Annotated in this window: 11 protein-coding genes; 5 read left to right on the top strand and 6 right to left on the bottom strand. The window is 56.4% G+C overall.

Annotated elements, in window-relative coordinates:
* The first annotated feature begins 111 nt into the window (after positions 1–111).
* Both PUR_RS05020 and PUR_RS05015 read left to right on the top strand, forming a co-directional pair.
* On the top strand, positions 112–264 hold the full coding sequence (locus PUR_RS05020) for a hypothetical protein (protein ID WP_232101724.1): 153 nt from the start codon (positions 112–114) through the stop codon (positions 262–264).
* Complete coding sequence (locus PUR_RS05015) at positions 257–1,195, top strand: hypothetical protein (RefSeq protein WP_179034291.1); 939 nt, start codon at positions 257–259, stop codon at positions 1,193–1,195. The genes PUR_RS05020 and PUR_RS05015 overlap by 8 nt, the downstream gene beginning before the upstream one ends.
* Positions 1,196–1,308: 113 nt before the next feature.
* Here PUR_RS05015 and PUR_RS05010 read toward each other — a convergent pair whose 3' ends face one another.
* The 3 genes from PUR_RS05010 to PUR_RS05000 form a co-directional block, all read right to left on the bottom strand.
* Complete coding sequence (locus PUR_RS05010) at positions 1,309–2,889, bottom strand: ATP-binding protein (RefSeq protein WP_179034290.1); 1,581 nt, start codon at positions 2,887–2,889, stop codon at positions 1,309–1,311.
* A gap of 109 nt (positions 2,890–2,998) precedes the next feature.
* Entirely contained in the window at positions 2,999–3,355 is a 357-nt protein-coding gene (locus PUR_RS05005) for a hypothetical protein (protein WP_179034289.1), read from the bottom strand.
* 109 nt (positions 3,356–3,464) lie between these two features.
* The gene (locus tag PUR_RS05000) at positions 3,465–3,854 is read right to left on the bottom strand and encodes a (deoxy)nucleoside triphosphate pyrophosphohydrolase (protein WP_332107948.1); all 390 of its coding nucleotides are present in this window, start codon (positions 3,852–3,854) and stop codon (positions 3,465–3,467) included.
* A 282-nt stretch (positions 3,855–4,136) separates the two neighbouring features.
* Here PUR_RS05000 and PUR_RS04995 point away from each other — a divergent pair, with 282 nt between their 5' ends.
* The 3 genes from PUR_RS04995 to PUR_RS04985 all read left to right on the top strand — a co-directional run bounded on the left by PUR_RS04995 (position 4,137) and on the right by PUR_RS04985 (position 6,893).
* Positions 4,137–4,625 (top strand): hypothetical protein, encoded by a 489-nt coding sequence (locus tag PUR_RS04995; RefSeq protein WP_179034287.1) that lies wholly within the window; start codon positions 4,137–4,139, stop codon positions 4,623–4,625.
* Between the two features lie 199 nt (positions 4,626–4,824).
* A complete protein-coding gene (locus PUR_RS04990; RefSeq protein WP_179034286.1) occupies positions 4,825–6,282 on the top strand; it encodes an amidase family protein in 1,458 nt (485 codons plus the stop codon).
* A gap of 164 nt (positions 6,283–6,446) precedes the next feature.
* Positions 6,447–6,893, top strand: a complete 447-nt coding sequence (locus tag PUR_RS04985) for a DUF2269 family protein (protein ID WP_179034285.1) — start codon at positions 6,447–6,449, stop codon at positions 6,891–6,893.
* A gap of 133 nt (positions 6,894–7,026) precedes the next feature.
* On the opposite strand, the gene PUR_RS04980 is transcribed toward PUR_RS04985, so the two are convergent.
* The 3 genes from PUR_RS04980 to PUR_RS04970 form a co-directional block, all read right to left on the bottom strand.
* Positions 7,027–7,584 carry an SLOG family protein gene (locus tag PUR_RS04980; RefSeq protein WP_179037751.1) on the bottom strand — a complete coding sequence of 186 codons (558 nt, stop codon included), beginning with the start codon at positions 7,582–7,584 and terminating at the stop codon, positions 7,027–7,029.
* Positions 7,585–7,773: 189 nt separating this feature from the next.
* Positions 7,774–14,025: a GH32 C-terminal domain-containing protein gene (locus PUR_RS04975; RefSeq protein WP_232101723.1), complete on the bottom strand. Its 6,252-nt coding sequence runs from the start codon at positions 14,023–14,025 to the stop codon at positions 7,774–7,776.
* Positions 14,026–14,183: 158 nt separating this feature from the next.
* Positions 14,184–15,647, bottom strand: a complete 1,464-nt coding sequence (locus tag PUR_RS04970; RefSeq protein WP_232101722.1) for a glycoside hydrolase family 32 protein — start codon at positions 15,645–15,647, stop codon at positions 14,184–14,186.
* Positions 15,648–15,677: the final 30 nt, after the last annotated feature.

The following is a 15,677-nucleotide window of genomic DNA, read 5'->3' as shown; positions in this document are numbered from 1 at the left end:
AAACCCTGTAAACTTCAACTTAAGGAACGCTGAGCAGGCGGGAACGGGCGGCGTCCGTAAGCCTTTTCGGACACTGTTCGAGCACGCCGTTCTCCAGGAAAGGACAGCTCCATGATTTCATACGTGATACTTGGAATTACGTTTCTTTATACCGTCTTCCGAATTCTCGGGTACTTCCTTCGGGGGCGCAGGCCTGTTATCCGGGAAGAGATCGACGAACGGCTGCTGGCCGCGCTGAACGGAGGCGACCGCACCCGTGGCTAACAAAAAACCGGTCGTCCTCCGTCCCTTCAAAGCCCCACGTTATGCCTTCGACAAGCTGCGTGTCTGCAAACGCTGCGGCACGTTCACCGCTTTGCCCGGGGAACGCTGCAAGCACTGCGGAAGGGCCGCCCTGGTATCCGTGGAACGCAGGGCGGCTTCGCTTGCCGGGCGCCGCATGAAGACCGCCCTCCTTGCCGTCGTCCTCCTGACGCTGGCCGCGGCTTATTTTGCCGCGGACTTCCCGCAGCTTGCGCTGTGCGTAGCGGGCGGGCTTGCCCTGCTGCTGGCGCTCTTCGCCGCCCAGCGAAAGGCGCGGCCGGCCGAGAACCTGCGCGCACTGGACGAACTGCTTGGCCGGAATATCGGCGCGATCAAGCAGGGCCTTGAGATCAACCGGCAGGAGGCCGTGTCCGTGCTGCGGGAGAACGATACGCTCGCTTACGAGAAGCTGCGCGAAATCGCCGTGCTGCTTCGAGGCGATCGCATCGCAAGGCAGCGCGTCGCCCTGCTGCACGGCTTCCGGCTGCGCAAGGACATGGATCTGGAGATGGAACAGCTGCTGCTGAAAGATTTCGAGCCGCTGCTCGCGGAATATATCGGCGAGGTTGCGAGACTGCGGCGTGATCTGATCAAGGACCGCACCCTGCGTTATGTACAGCGGTATGAAGCGCAAATTCTCGAAATGAACGACGGCTCCTCGCTGCTAGCCGCGGTGGCCGGATCGGCGGTGCGCATGAAGCGCTACGCCCTGCTCTATTCCGGCTTTATCGGCCGTTACGCCGATTTGCTGCCCCGCGACCGTTTCCTCCGGCTGCATCAATTGATCTCCGCCTATCCGCACGAGTCCTGGAACGGTCTCAATGTCCGTGCCGAGGAAATCCGGGCGGCCAAGTACCGCTGGGACCCCGATTTCGGTCAGATTGAGCATTAGAGGCGCAGGGACAAAAGCAGCTACTTTATTTGACGATCGAAATTCTGTGATACCTGCGGAAATTTATGAATTTTTGAAGAAAAGTGCGGAATTTGGGTCTTGCAGAGGAGAATTTAAGCAGGCAATCTCTTAAACTTGACTGAAAAGGTAGTTCCGGCCGGGCCCGTAACGACGTCGATTTTGGCGCCATGCTTGTCGGCAACGTTGAAGCATACGGCCAATCCCAGGCCGGATCCGCTTTCTTTGGTCGTATAGAACGGTTTCCATATATGCTCAATCTGGTCGGAAGGGATTCCTTTGCCGTTATCTTCGATGGACAATATGATGCCGTCCTCTTCCATATAAGTTCTGATGATTAAATGACCTTCAGGCGGCATGGCTTCCAGCCCGTTTCGTACCATATTCAATATGAGCTGGCGAATGAGCCTTTCGTCCATAAGCATGGGCGGAATAGGGCCAAGCTCGGTCGTTACCGTTTTGCCCGAAACCATCGCATCCGCTTGAATCAAAGGAAGGATTTTTTCTATCAGGGCATTCAGCACATCATATTTCATGTCGATCCTTTGATTCTTGGCCAGCCCGAGAAATTCGGAGATAATAGAGTTCGCCCGGTCCAGTTCCTCGATCATCACCTCCAGATAGCGCTGTTTCCCGGCTTCCGTCTTGCTCATAAGCTGAAGAAACCCCCGCACCGTGGTCAACGGATTTCTCACCTCATGACCGATTCCCGCGGCCATCTCGCCGATAAGATGAAGCTGGTCGAGCCTTACCATTTCCTTTTCATACTCTTTATGCTCCGTAAGGTCGCTGAAGACGGCCAGCATACCGGGAGTTTGATTGATGTCTAAGGAAACGGCATGGCATAAACAAATCTTCGGTTGGCCGGAAGCGTTGGGGAAAGATACTTCAATATTGCTTTTATGCAAAGCTTGCATGGAAGCATCCAAAATCGGTTTAAGCAACGAATCCGCCTTGTGCCGCTCGGGCCAATATTGGCCCAACAGCTCTTCCCGGCTGATGTCCAGCATAGATAACAGAGCGTCATTGCATTCAATGATTTGCTGAGCCTCCAGTGAAACGACAAGCACGGGACTGGGAATTACGGAGAAAATGGCGGCCAATTGCTTCTCCGAATGTTTGAGTTCTTTATTTTTTTGGGCCAACTCCCGGTTCTTTCTTTTTAGCGCTGAAATAAGCAGAATGCGGTCCAGCACGATGGACACTTGACTGCAAATCGTCTGCATAATATCCAATTCCAAATGGGAAAAAGAGCGGCGTTTTCGCGAACCGAATGACAAAGTGCCTACAAATTTCCCGTAAGAAATCAGCGGATGGCTTACATATGATTTTAAGCCGAAGCTTTTAATGAACACGACTCTCGGATCGGAAGAGCTTTGAACATCTTCGACGATTATTCTGGAACGCCTCGTTGCGGCTTCTCCGCAAACCGCTTCATCAAGGCCGAGCCACTCGATAGGTAAATATTCTTGCAGGCTGATTCCGTGGTAATTCATCAAATGAAGCCGCTGAGTCTCCTCGTCAAAAATATAATTAAAATAAACATCCAAATCCAAATGGGATGACAGTCTATTGAATACATTATCCAGGAGTTTCTTGGGGTCTTCATTCAAGATGAGCTCCTGTCCCGCTTCCGACAAGACTATGAGCTTAAAGCTGTTTTCGTCCGTATTCATCTTGATTTCCCTCCCAAACCGATTTTACCTTGCCTTCGTCCGGATCGGCAGCATTGCATTTCACAGATCACATGATCGAACCTCCGGCGCCTTCAAATCTTCTTCTCCTTTATCTCCTTGTCCTCTTCCGAAAAAAAGCACCGACTGCGTTCCCCGTCAGCGATATCACACCGTAAACCGCCGAATACACAAAACCGGTTACACTGCCTTCAAACACCGTAAGCACCGATATCGCAAATAGAAGCATGGGCAGAAGTGCCGCCAGCGGACGAAAGCCTGCCCGAAAACCAAGCTCTCCCGACAAAATAAAGATGGCCGCCGGACAGATCATCAAGAGCAGCATGACCAGCGCGCCCAGATCACTCATTGTGCCCGGATGGCTCCGCAAAAACAGAGGCAGCGCAAAAAACAAAACGGCATATATGGCGATGTGGAGCAGCATTCGTCTGTAGTCTAATTTCAGCAAGTTCCCACTCCTCATTAGCGTTCTTTCCTCTATCATAACGTCTGCAAACCGCAAATTATATGATAAAAAGAGCGGTATGAAGCGCCGCTCCTTCATTCGTGTTCTTCTTTCACCGCTTGCCCGCTTCCGAGTCCAGCTTCTGCACAAACGGAATATCCGCAGGCGCAAAAAGAAAACGTTCCAGCTCCCCCGGACGCTCCCAGCGACAGTCATCATGATCCGTCAGAATGATATCGCCTCCCCGGTATTCCGCTTTCCAGGCGATCAGCCGGATATGCAAGACGCCGCCGTAACGGTGCTCGTTAACGCCAAAATATTCATAAGGAACGATGGCGATACCCATCTCCTCGATCAATTCCCGCCGCAGGCAGGCGCAGGCGTCTTCGCCGTCTTCGATTTTGCCGCCGGGAAATTCCCAGAATCCCGCCTGGGACTTGCCTTCCCTGCGGCGCGCAATCAGCACCTTCCCCTCGGAATTATAAATGATGGCCGCCGCCACTTGAATCAATGAAGCCACCTCCGTCATGTTATAAATGGAATATAACGCTGCATACTGTGATTATCCAGTGGATTATTTCATTAGATATATATCTTTTATCCACAAAAATATAATTTAGATCTATTTTTCCACACTATCCACATTTTACACTGCGGATATGGGGATAAACCGTCCGAAAGCGGCGTGGAGCCGGGCGGCATGATATAATCAGATAGCGAAAGCCGTGGATAAAATGACTCCTGCGTCCCGGCTGGACCGATTCGAACAACGGAGGCTGACCCTATGCTTACTTTTCAACAAAAAATCGAGATTCTTGACTCCTATCCGCAGCTTCAGCGCAAAGACGTTTCTTTAGGAAGGGTCAACTACCATTATGAAGAAAGCCTGCACGACAAAAAGACCGTTGCGTTTCATCTCCATCCGAACGGCAACGGCTATGTATTCGCGGGTCTGCTGAAAGGCTACCAGACCGACGCCAAGGGCTTCGTCAACATCCGCGATTTCACGGAGGACGAACTGCGGCGCCTGCTGGACGCCTCCATCGCTTCGCTTTCCGAGCCTTTGCCCGAAGCGGCGCCGTCAGCCAAGAAGCGCAAGCGGCTTGCGGCCGAGACGAACTGGGTGAACGGGAAAGGCGAGAATCTTACACTTAAAGCCGAGGACGACCTGTGGTATCTCTATTCGGGCCTGAGTTTAGAAATGGCCTTTGAAACGCCGGAGGAAGCGAGAGAATATTTGGCGGAAGAAGGCTTTTCGCAGATACAGGATTAGCTTCTCTTGTCCGGGGCTTTACGTCTTGAAAAAGCGGAAACGAGCTTGGCCTCAAATATAGCCGGGCCGCTTCCGCTTTATTTTTTTTGCCGAGCGCTGCTTCCTCAGCAAAAAAATCGAAGTCAGACTATGAAGCAAAGCTAAACTGGCTTATATTAAATTTGAAGGCGATTCCATAACAGGAAGAAGCGTGCGAAGGATGGCATTTGAAATTGTGGAGACGACGATTACGAAGATTCAGGCAGCGCTGGACTCCGGCGAAATCACATCCAGACAGCTCGTTCTGATGTACCTTGAACGCATCGCGGATCATGACAAGAACGGGCTGACGGTAAATTCAGTCATTGAGATTAATCCGGACGCTCTGTTTATCGCGGATGCCATGGATACGGAGCGCGCAAGGCTCGGCGCCCGGGGGCCGCTCCATGGCGTGCCCGTCATGCTCAAGGACAACATCAACACGGGGGATAAAATGCATACGAGCGCCGGGTCGCTTGCGCTTGCGGATTCTTTTGCCGGGGAAGACGCCTTTATTGTGTCCCGGCTGCGAAAAGCGGGAGCGGTGATCCTTGGCAAGACGAACATGACCGAGTTCGCCAACTTCATGACCATGGGCATGCCGTCCGGATACAGCTCGCGCGGCGGGCAGACGCTGAACCCATACAATATTTCGAAGCCGACGGGAGGCTCAAGCTCGGGCTCCGCTGTGGCCGTCGCCTGCAATTTCTGCACGGTCTCCGTCGGAACGGAAACCTCCGGCTCAATCCTCAACCCCGCCAGCCTCGGCTCCATTGTCGGCATCAAGCCCACGGTCGGGCTGATCAGCCGCTCCGGCATCCTGCCGCTGTCGAACACGCAGGATACCGCCGGACCGATGGCGAGAACGGTGCACGATGCGGTGCTGCTGCTGAATGCCATGCTCGGCCAGGACGAAACGGACGCCGCCATGGGCGCCTCACTCGAGAGAAACCACGGCGATTACACCGAATTTTTGGACGGGAACGGCCTTCAGGGCGCAAGAATCGGCATACCGCGCGATTACTACTTCGAGGAAGTCGGCGAAGACCGGATTGCGCTGTATGAGGCGGCCGTCCGGCTAATGAAGGACCAAGGGGCGGTAATCGTCGATCCCGCAAATGTGCCGACAGCGCGTGAGGTCCGCTATTCCACGGTTCTGCTGAACGAGTTCAAAAATTCGCTGAACGCCTACCTGGCGAAGCTCGGTCCGGGCGCGCCCATGCGCACGCTGAAAGACATCATCGCTTTCAACCACGCCCATCCGATGGAAACGCTCCGCTATGGCCAATCGACGCTGCTTGACGCTGAGTACAGAACCTCCGGCGCTTTGACGGAGCCGCAGTATCTCCGCGACAGGGCGGCCGATCTCAGGTTGTGCAAGGAAGAGGGCATCGACGCCGTCATGCGGGAGCACCGCTTGGACGCCCTGCTGTTCCCCGCCGATTTCGGCTCAAGAATTATGGCCCGGGCGGGATACCCGTCGATTGTCGTGCCCGCCGGTTACACTCCGGACGGCGAGCCCTTCGGCGTGACGTTTGCGGGCATGGCTTACGCCGAGCCGACGCTGATCCGGCTGGCTTACGCGTTCGAGAGACACTCCAAAGCCCGCAAGTCGCCGTCGCTGCGCAGCTTTATCTAATTATAGGCGAAGAGGGAGACACGGGTCCGATTGGGCTTGCATCTCCCTCTCTTTTCGTTGAAAAAAATATTCTCCCCCCCGAAATAAGTGACAAATATCCTAGCCTTCGACTATATAATAGCCAACAGGATAACATTTCCATCCGTTGATTGGGGGAGTATGGTTTGTATATTTATGTTCTGTTTGTCCACATTGCCGCCGCTGTAATGGGGCTGGGGGCGGCCTTTGCTTTTCCGCTAATCGCCAAAAGCGCAAAAACGGTCAGTCAGGCCAAATTTGTCTTGTCGTTGCTGCACAGACTGGAGATCCTCCCAAAGGTCGGCAGTATTCTGCTGCTCCTGACGGGCATTGCTATGGCGATTCTGGAGCCGTCTCTGTTCAAAGCAGGCTGGTTTATCGCCTCCATCGTCATCTACTTGGCTGTCCAGGTGATCGTTGTGGGGATTCTTCCGAAGCAGATGAACAAACAGCTGAAAATTGTCAATGCTCAGAAGGGCGAGAACCTGCCGGAATCGTATAAGCAGCTGTCGAGGCTGTCGGCCAAGTGGGAAAGCGTCACCCATGCGGCCGCGTTCCTCCTCATTCTGCTCATGGTATTCAAGCCTTTCTAGCGGGATTGTCGGGATTATGGGGATTGTCAGGGCCGCTATAAGATGACGGCGAATCAAGGATTCGGGAGCTGCCTCGGCGGCTCCTTTCTTATTTGGCTACGGATAATCGCCGCAGTTTCGGCCGGACCCGGTTTCAGTCGTATGACGACTGATTTTCCTCATCCGCCATGCTCTGGATGTCGTCCATTGAAATCGTCAGCAGCGTGTACCCCGTCTCTTCCTGCAGCTTCACTGCTTTTTCTTTGATATACTTCGGGCTTCCTTCCGCCGCATCCGCGTCGTACACCAACAGCAGCCCGTCGCTTTTGCGCATCAGCAGCTCATCCCTTGCCTGGAACTGCCAGCTTCCTTCATAAGGACGGTTGCTGACCGCCCCGTAGTAATCGGCCGCCGCCGCAATCCGGCGAAATTCGTCCTGCTTCTCTTCCTTCCATCTTTCCTCCGGTGCTGCATGGGCTGTGATGATGCCCAGCTTCAGGCCGGGATAGCTGCCTTTAAGTTCAAGCGCGGTTTCGCACGCCCACAGGTCTACGCCGTACTGTCCGGGGGTGATGATCCATTCCAACCCCTCTTCCAGCAGCGGCAGCATACGGTTGGCGAGCGCCTTTTTGATATAGGGAATGCCGGGATGTTTATTGTCATAAATTCCAAGCTCATGCGCCCGGTAGCCGGTAACGAGCAGTGTTTTCATGTCATGCCTCTTTCCTCTTTCAGTCGGTCTTTCCATTATACCAGCCGTTCCCGGACTCTGCCCGCCGGCGGCGCGCAAGGAGCCCTCCTATCGAACTTCTCCTTTTCCGCAAAAAAAGCGGAGTGCCCGCAAGGTTCCGTGAACCCTGCGGGCATGCTCCGCTTCGCGCTTGATGCTATGTTTAGCCGATTAGTCGATCCAACTGTTTGCCTGAAGCATGCGGTGAATCAAGGCAGCCGCTTCCGCTCTTGTCAGCGTATCCTTCGGTCTAAGCTCGCGGGTACCGTCTCCCTGGACAATGCCGCTGTCAATAAGATATGCAGCCGCAGCTGCAGCCCATGGAGACAACTCGCTGCGGTCCCGGTAAGCAGACAGGCTGCCCGCCGTCTTCACAGGTTCCGCCGGCGGATGTCCTCCCTTGATGAGGGAGATGGCATTGTAAACGATCACCATAGCCTGTTCCCTGCTCACCTCACCGCCGCCGTCAAAGACGCCGCCGGGATAGCCGGTGACAAGCCCATACTGATGCGCAAGCTCCGCCGGTCCGTAGGCCCAGGAAGAGGCAGGCACATCACTGAAGGCGGGGGATGAAATCTCTCCGCCCATGAGCCCGAGGCTTCGTACGGAGAGCGCCGCCAGTTCCGAACGCGTAACCTTGCGTTCCGGCGCAAACCGGCCGTCTCCGTCGCCTGCAAGCATCAGGCGGCCCGCCAGGTCTGCGGCGATGCCCTGAACCCAGTGGCCCGGGGTGTCGGAGAAGGACGTCTTACCGCTCAGCAGCGCATACGTCCGGTAACCGGCAGCCTCGTGGATGACGGCATACCGTGTGTTATCCACCGTCCTAAGCGCAGCCGGTATCGCAAACAGCCTTCCTCCATCCTGAACCGAAACGGCGGCAATTCCGCCCTGCGTTCCCGCCTGCTCTGACGGAACCGGAATGAGCAGTTCAGCCGGCGCTTTTAAAGGCGCGGACACACTCTTGTCCTTGTAACTAAGCGTCAGCTTGACCGCCAGCGGATCGGCCAGCAGACGATATCCCTGACCCGCGGCTATCTTCTCCGCATCGGACGCCGCCGCGCTACGCTCAATGGACAGACGCACTCCGATGTCCTCCGCCTTCACATTGCCGCCCAGACCTGCGATGGCATCGCCAATCGAAAGCGAAGTCAGCGGCAGGGTAAGCTCCGGCGTGCTGACGGTGAGACGGCTTCCTCCTTGAAACAGCCCGTTCCACTCGGCGGCCGACAAGCCGGTTATCACAACGTCTTCCTTCACGCCGACCTTGATCTGAAGATCGGCCGCCTTGTCGCCGGCCAGCTGTTTCAGCGCGCCGCCGTCAAGCTTGATCGCCAGCGCCGAACCGCTTCCCTGCTCCGTCTTGGCAGCGGTAAAGAAGGCTGCCGAAGCCTGATTGACGGTGCCCGTCACGGCATCCCCCGGCTGCGGAGCCGCTGAGGGCTTCGGTGCCGGAGCAGGCGTCGGCTCGGGTGCCGGGGTCGGCTCGGCCGACGATGCCGCTGAGGGCTCGGCCGATGGCACCACTGACGGCGCTGCCGATGGCGCCGCCGACGGTGCTACTGATGGCGCTGCTGACGGTGCTGCCGATGGCAGCGGCTCAGGCTCTCCGCCGCCGGCCTCCACCTTCACGGCGCGCCATTTTTGCCGATCGGAACCGTCCGCGTCGCCAAGCGCGACCGTTCCATCCTCCCGGGCTTCCAGCGCCTTGCCTGGCTGGAACTTGGACAGGATCGTCAGCGTCCCGTCCGAGTTCCCGTTCACCAGCCAGCGCTGATTGTCATAGCCGAGATAGGCGTACAATTGAACCTTGTTCGCCCCCGTATCCCAGTCGAGCGATTTGCCGCTTCCCCCCGTCCGGATCGTGTAGGCGTTATTTTTGATCGGGTAATAGCTCCAGTATTGATTGACCGATTCCTGTTCAGGCGCCGTTCTCAGCAAGGCTAGGGAATTTTGGCTGTCGGCCGCAAGCGCCGCTCCCGTCCCCTCATTTATGAAACGGTAGACCGAATCATCAGCCGCCGTTGCCCCGGTTACATTGACGTTCTGGTAATAGGCGTCCCCGCCGAATACATTCACACCGAATGCGCCCTGACGATAGGTATCGTCGTCTACATCAATAATTTGCCGTCCGTCCAGCTCGATTGTGATCCGCGTGCCCACGGCTGTGATTTTGGCATGATGCTTCACTCCCGTCGTCAGAGCCATTGGCACTTTCGCCAGCACCTGCCGGTCCTGGAACTGGCCATCGGCCATATAGAACAGCCGCGCAGCCTTCAAATTGGGATCAAGGTTGAAATAGTAAGCGCTCGTACCGTCGGTGTTCGACCGGAACAGAATCGATCCGGCTCCGCCGGTGCTCGGGAGCATAACGTCGGCTTCATAGGTGAAATCCGCCGCCCGATCCCCCGACATATAGTTGGAGTCGCTGTCAAAGGTGCCCCGGATGCCCTCGGATGTCACCGCCCAGCTGGAATTTGGCTTCCAGTTTTTCAGATTCGTATGGAATATACCCACGGTCACTTGAATGACGGCTGACAGGCTTCCGTCAGACGTCTGTACGGTAACGGCCGCCGTCCCCGGCGCCACGGCCTTCAGCACGGCGCTGCCGGAACCGGACGGCTCGGCCTTGACGACTGATTCGTCGGCGGAGGTCCAGACTAACTCCTTCGCGGACTCATGCGGCAGCACATTGGCGTAGATCTCCTTGGATTCCCCGGAGCCCAGCTCCAGCACACTGCTGTCCAGAATGATCCGGCCGGCCGAGTCGTCCGGCTGAAACTCGCCGTTCCAAATATTTTTCAGCGGATATACCTTCAAGGACTTCACCTTCACCGCGCCGCCCTTGGCGTAAAAGCTCATGCCGCTCCGCGCCGCACCCGGAAAAATCACATCGGAGAACACCGCCGTGCCATCCGCTGCAAACACCTCGATGGAGGATTGGTCCACCAGAATGCGCACCTTCAGCGTGGAGTTCACTACCGGCACATGGGCCTCATGCAGGGTGGAGAACTTGGATGAGAAATCGGTCCGTCCGGAAGCGGAACGATCGATGAACAGCGTGCCGTCCCCTGCGCGGTAACCGATAGCGGTCCGCTGGTCGCCGCCTTCGCGCAATAAGAATCCGAATTCCGAAGCGGCTCCTCTCTGAGGCAGTTCAAGCTCGGCCTCAATTTCATAAGCATTGCCGAAGGAAGAAGCCAGGATATTGTCCGTATCCTCAGAGACGGAAGTATCGGTAACCGAGAATGGCGCGCCCCGCAAGGTCTCAAGCTCCGCAATCGGAGCCTGCGCCAGACGCAGGCCGTCCGCTGTCGTCTTCAGCGACAATTCGCGCGGCACCGTCAGCTCTCCCTTCCACGGCGAGGTCGGGAAGCTGAACGGATAGTCCCAGTTGGTCATCCAGGCCAGTATGATCCGACGTCCGTTCGGCGCGTTGGCGAAGGAAGTCGAAGCGTACATCTCTTTGCCGTAATCGGTTCTAAGCACCGTTCCTGCCGGGTTATCGTTGACGAATTTGCCCTCGGGAGTCAGATCGCCGATGAAATACTCCGCATCCGAGCCGTTCGTCTTCGGATTAGCGCCCGAGCTGAGCATCAGCACCCATTTCATGTTCGAGGCGTTGCCATCCACCGGCAGAGGGAACAGGTCGGGACATTCCCACACTCCGCCTCTTATATAGCTGCCGTAGCCGAAGGTGTCGGTCAGCGTCCAGTCGATCAGATTCTCCGAGGTGAAGAAGCGGATGTGATCGCCGCCGGAAACGACCATGACCCAGCGGTTATTCACCTCGTCCCGGACGACCTTCGGATCGCGGAAATCCCAGTTCCCCGGTTCATTGGGGCTTACATAGCCCGGATTTTGGATAACCGCGCCATCCCCGTAATACTGCCAGGTGCGCCCTTTATCCTTGCTGAAAGCCAGCCCGATTTTCTGGTTGCCGCCGGTCTTGTCGGGATTAAAAGAAGTGTAGTAGGCAATAAGGCCTTTGCCCCCGGAGTCGCCGAACAGCCCCGAGGCGTTCGTCTCGTCCGCAACCGCCGATCCCGACCAGATATGGCCCATGTCGTTCCATTTCAGCGCAAGCGGCAGACGCTTCCAGTGAACGAGATCGGTGCTGACTGCATGAGCCCACTGTCCGCCGTCCTGATGAAAGAGATGATATTCCCCTTCAAAATAAACCAGCCCGTTCGGATCGCTTGCCGAGCCGCGCGCAGGCGTATAATGATACGCCGGACGGTAAATTTCATTGTAGTAACCGCCGGAAGGCGTCAAATAGACATCCTGAAAATAAGCGCTGCCTCCTGCTACGGCAAAACCGGTCAGGCCCGAGGCATAGGTGCTATCCTCAAGCTGGGCGACCGCTCCCTTATAGCCGTCCACATAGACCGAGATTTTCGATCCCGCCGCATGAATTTCAATATGATGCTTCTTCCCGGGAGCAAGCGGAATATCCGAAGAGGAAGCCAGCACCTCCCGTCCTGCCGAACCCGACTTCACCAGCTTAACTGTGCCTTCATTCGCATTCAATTGAAGCCAGTAGCCGGAACCGTCTTCGTTTGCCCGGAACAGCAGCGCCGCTTCGGCAGACGGTGAATACACGGAAATCGTAACGTTGCCCTCCAGAACGAAATCCTCCGCCTGCGTTTCGGAGAGATGCAGGGACCACTGTGCTCCCTGCGCCGTTCCTTTAAGGCCCTGAAAGTCCTTCATCCATAACCCGTCCGCGTTCGACAGACCTTCTATATTTGTAAGCAGATCGCTCACTTTAATATTCTGAAACACCGCGGTTCCCGCCCCGCGAAGACCAAGTCCCTTATTGACGGAATAAAGCTCCGTTTCGGCGCTGATTATGGGATCGTATTTGCCGTTCCAGTAGACTTTAATCCGGTTTCCGTCCGCTTTGACCTTTACATGGTAGCTGACACCCGGAAGGACCGCGATGCTCTTCTCGATCCAAAGGCGGTCCGATTGTCCGCTGCCCGCATCGGCCAGCCGGATTTTGCCGGCTTTGCCGTCCACCTGAACCAGCAGCGCATTGCGCCCTTCTTTATCCGAACGCAGCAGCAAGGAGCCTGCCGTATCCGCTGACTTTAGCATTATGTCGCTTTCATAAGTGAAATCCTGGGCGTAGGTGTCCGACATGACCGTAACCGCTCCCGATGCCGACAGTTGAAGGCCTTCGGGACCTGAGGAAGCGGTTCCAATTCCCCGCTGCGTCCAGCCCGTCAGATTGCTGCTGACGCCGGACATCTCTATCGGCTGCGGTTCGCCGAGCGGGCCCGCATAAATATTCTGGAATACCGCCGCGCTGTTCCAGACATGCATGCCGAAATACCCGCCGGTGTGGGCGGTATCCTCAGCTTCCAGCAGCGGGTCGCTTCCGCCGTTCCAGTACACCTTCAGCGACGCGCCGTCCGCCGTCACCTTGAGGTGATATGTCTGTCCGGCTTCCAGCGGCACGCTCTCCGTCTGCAGCACCCGGTCTCCGTCCGCGTCCTTCATCTTCAGGATGTCCGCGCCCGGATCAAGCTGGGCCATGTACGAGCCCCAGCCGCTGTCGTTTGAACGGAAAATGAGCGACACCACGCCGCTGTTCTGGAGCAGCGTTACGTCCGCTTCATAGCTGAAGCTTTCACCCTGCTCCGCTGACAGCGCGAAGCCGTTCTCTGAAGAGGAGAGCCTCAGCCCGTCTGCCGTCTCCTCGATGCTCCCTTTGTCCTTCGCCGTCCAGCCGCTCAGGTTGCCGTTCACCGTTCCCGGCTTCGTCTCCGTGTTGATGACCTGCATATTAATATTCTGGAACACGGCCGAGCTGTTCCAGACATGCATGCCAAAATACCCGCCGGTGTAGGCGGAATCGCTTACCTGAATCAGCGGCTCGCTTCCGCCGTTCCAGTATACCTTAAGCGACGCGCCCTCCGCCGTCACCTTAAGGTGGTACGTCTGTCCGACTTCCAGCGGCACGCTTTCCGTCTTCAGCACCCGGTCGCCGTTCGCATCCTTCAGCTTGAGGATATCCGCGCCCGGATCAAGCTGCGCCATGTACGAGCCCCAGCCGCTGTCGTTCGAGCGGAAGATGAGCGACACCACGCCGCTGTTCTGAAGCAGCGTTACGTCCGTTTCATAGCTGAAGCTTTCTCCCTGCTCCGCCGACAGCGCGAAGCCGTTCTCTGAAGACGACAGCTTCAGGCCGTCCGCCGTCTCCTCAATGATCCCCTTGTCCCTCGCCGTCCACCCGCTTAAGTTGCTGTTCGCGCCACTAATTGAAACGCTCTCAGAAATGCTTTCACCATACGTAACGTCTGCTACCGACGCCGCCCACGCCACCGAATATGAACCCGGGAATATAACCGTTCCCAGCAGCAGTACGGCAACCCACGCGTTTAACCAGACTTTCCCCCGAAGCTTCTTCCCTCTTCCCAACGCATTCACTCCCATTCTTAATATCATGTAAGCGCTGTCCATTACTGCTGAAGAAAAGCGACCCAAGTTTCAGGCCGCTTTTTCCTCTAGTTCATTCTGTCTTGCTTAAGGGTATTCGATTTCTTCCCTAGCCATAGCAGGCATACCCCGGGGTCCAATTATTCAACTGCTGCCGCCGCCTTATCCGATTCCAACTGCCAGATATTCAGCGTTTCAAGCAAGGTATCTCCGCCTCTTGAGAACAGCTTGAGGCCGAGGCTGCTTTCCAGCGGATAAATCCGGTTCGTAATGGTCCGGCGTCCGTCATTGGCGAACAGCTCCACCGAAGAGCTGTCAAGGAACAGGCGCAGCTTGATCCGTCCGTCCTCCGTCGGAACGAGCGCCGCTTCATTGACTCCGCCCTCGCCCGCTCCGGCGTGATCCCGGTTCATTCGCAGCACGCCTTCAGATGCCTTATAGGAAATTTCCGTATACTGCAAGCCGTCTTCCGAGCAGCGCACGCGCAGGCCGAATTCGGCATCGGATGAAGAATCGGCCACAAATACGGCTTCAATCTCCAGCGCGCTTCCCGCCACTCCATCCGGTGTAAATTCTTCGCCGTTCTTCAGCAGGATGTTGGCCGCGTCCACATGGCTGCCCCGCAGCGCCTCCAGCTCCTCGGCGGGGTTGGCCAGCAGGCTGCCGTCTTCCGCGAGCGTAAGCACGCGCGGCAGAGTAAAGGCGCCCATCCAGCCGTCTTCCTTCTCCGGCATCTCCGCTCCCCAAATATTCATCCAGCCGAACATGATCCGCCGGCCCGACGCATCCTCGAAGGTCTGCGGCGCGTAGAAATCGAAGCCATAGTCCACCCGGTCCTTATGCTGGTTGCTGAATTTACCCGTGTCATAGTTGAACTGTCCGGACAGATACAGCGTCTTGACGGGGGCAATATTCATCGGAGAGAACAGGAGCACATGACTGTCCGCCCCTTCCCCAAGCGGGAACAGATCGGGGCATTCCCACATATCGCCCATCGTTCCGTCGCTTTCCGCCGCAATTCCCTCATAGGTCCATTCATTCAGATCGCTTGAGGTATAGTGAAGCGCCTTGCCTTTGCCGTCCTTGCCGTAACCGACGACCAGATGCCATACCTCGCCGCGCTTCCACACCTTCGGATCGCGGAAGCCGAAGCACTCCGCGTCCGGAGGGCCATCAATGACGCTGACCGGCCCTTTTTCAAAATGGATGCCGTCCGTACTGCGCGCGATGCACTGCACCTCGACCGGATCATTGCTCTCCACATGCCCCGTATAAATCAGGGTCAACACGCCGCCATCGTCCACCCCGCTGCCCGACCAGCAGCCGTACACCGTATCTTCGCCGCTGTCGTAGGGCATGGAGGGGGTCAGCGCGATCGGAAGATGCTCCCAATGTACGAGATCTTTACTCTTCGCATGTCCCCAGTGCATAGGACCCTGCCAAGGACCGTATGGGTAGTGTTGATAGAACGCGTGATATTCGCCTTTGTAATAAATCAGTCCGTTCGGGTCGTTCATCCAGCCGACAGGCGGCATTAAATGATATTGCAGCCGATACCGGCCGTTGGTAATAGATACTGTCTCGTTTTGAATTGTGTTGCTCACAGTAGATCACCATCCGATTCCAAAATAATT

Origin of the sequence: Paenibacillus sp. URB8-2, from assembly GCF_013393385.1 — a bacterium.
In the GTDB taxonomy this organism is placed as follows: domain Bacteria; phylum Bacillota; class Bacilli; order Paenibacillales; family Paenibacillaceae; genus Paenibacillus_AQ.
Note: the sequence above shows the minus strand (reverse complement) of the source record. Positions and strands in the feature narration are given on the sequence as shown.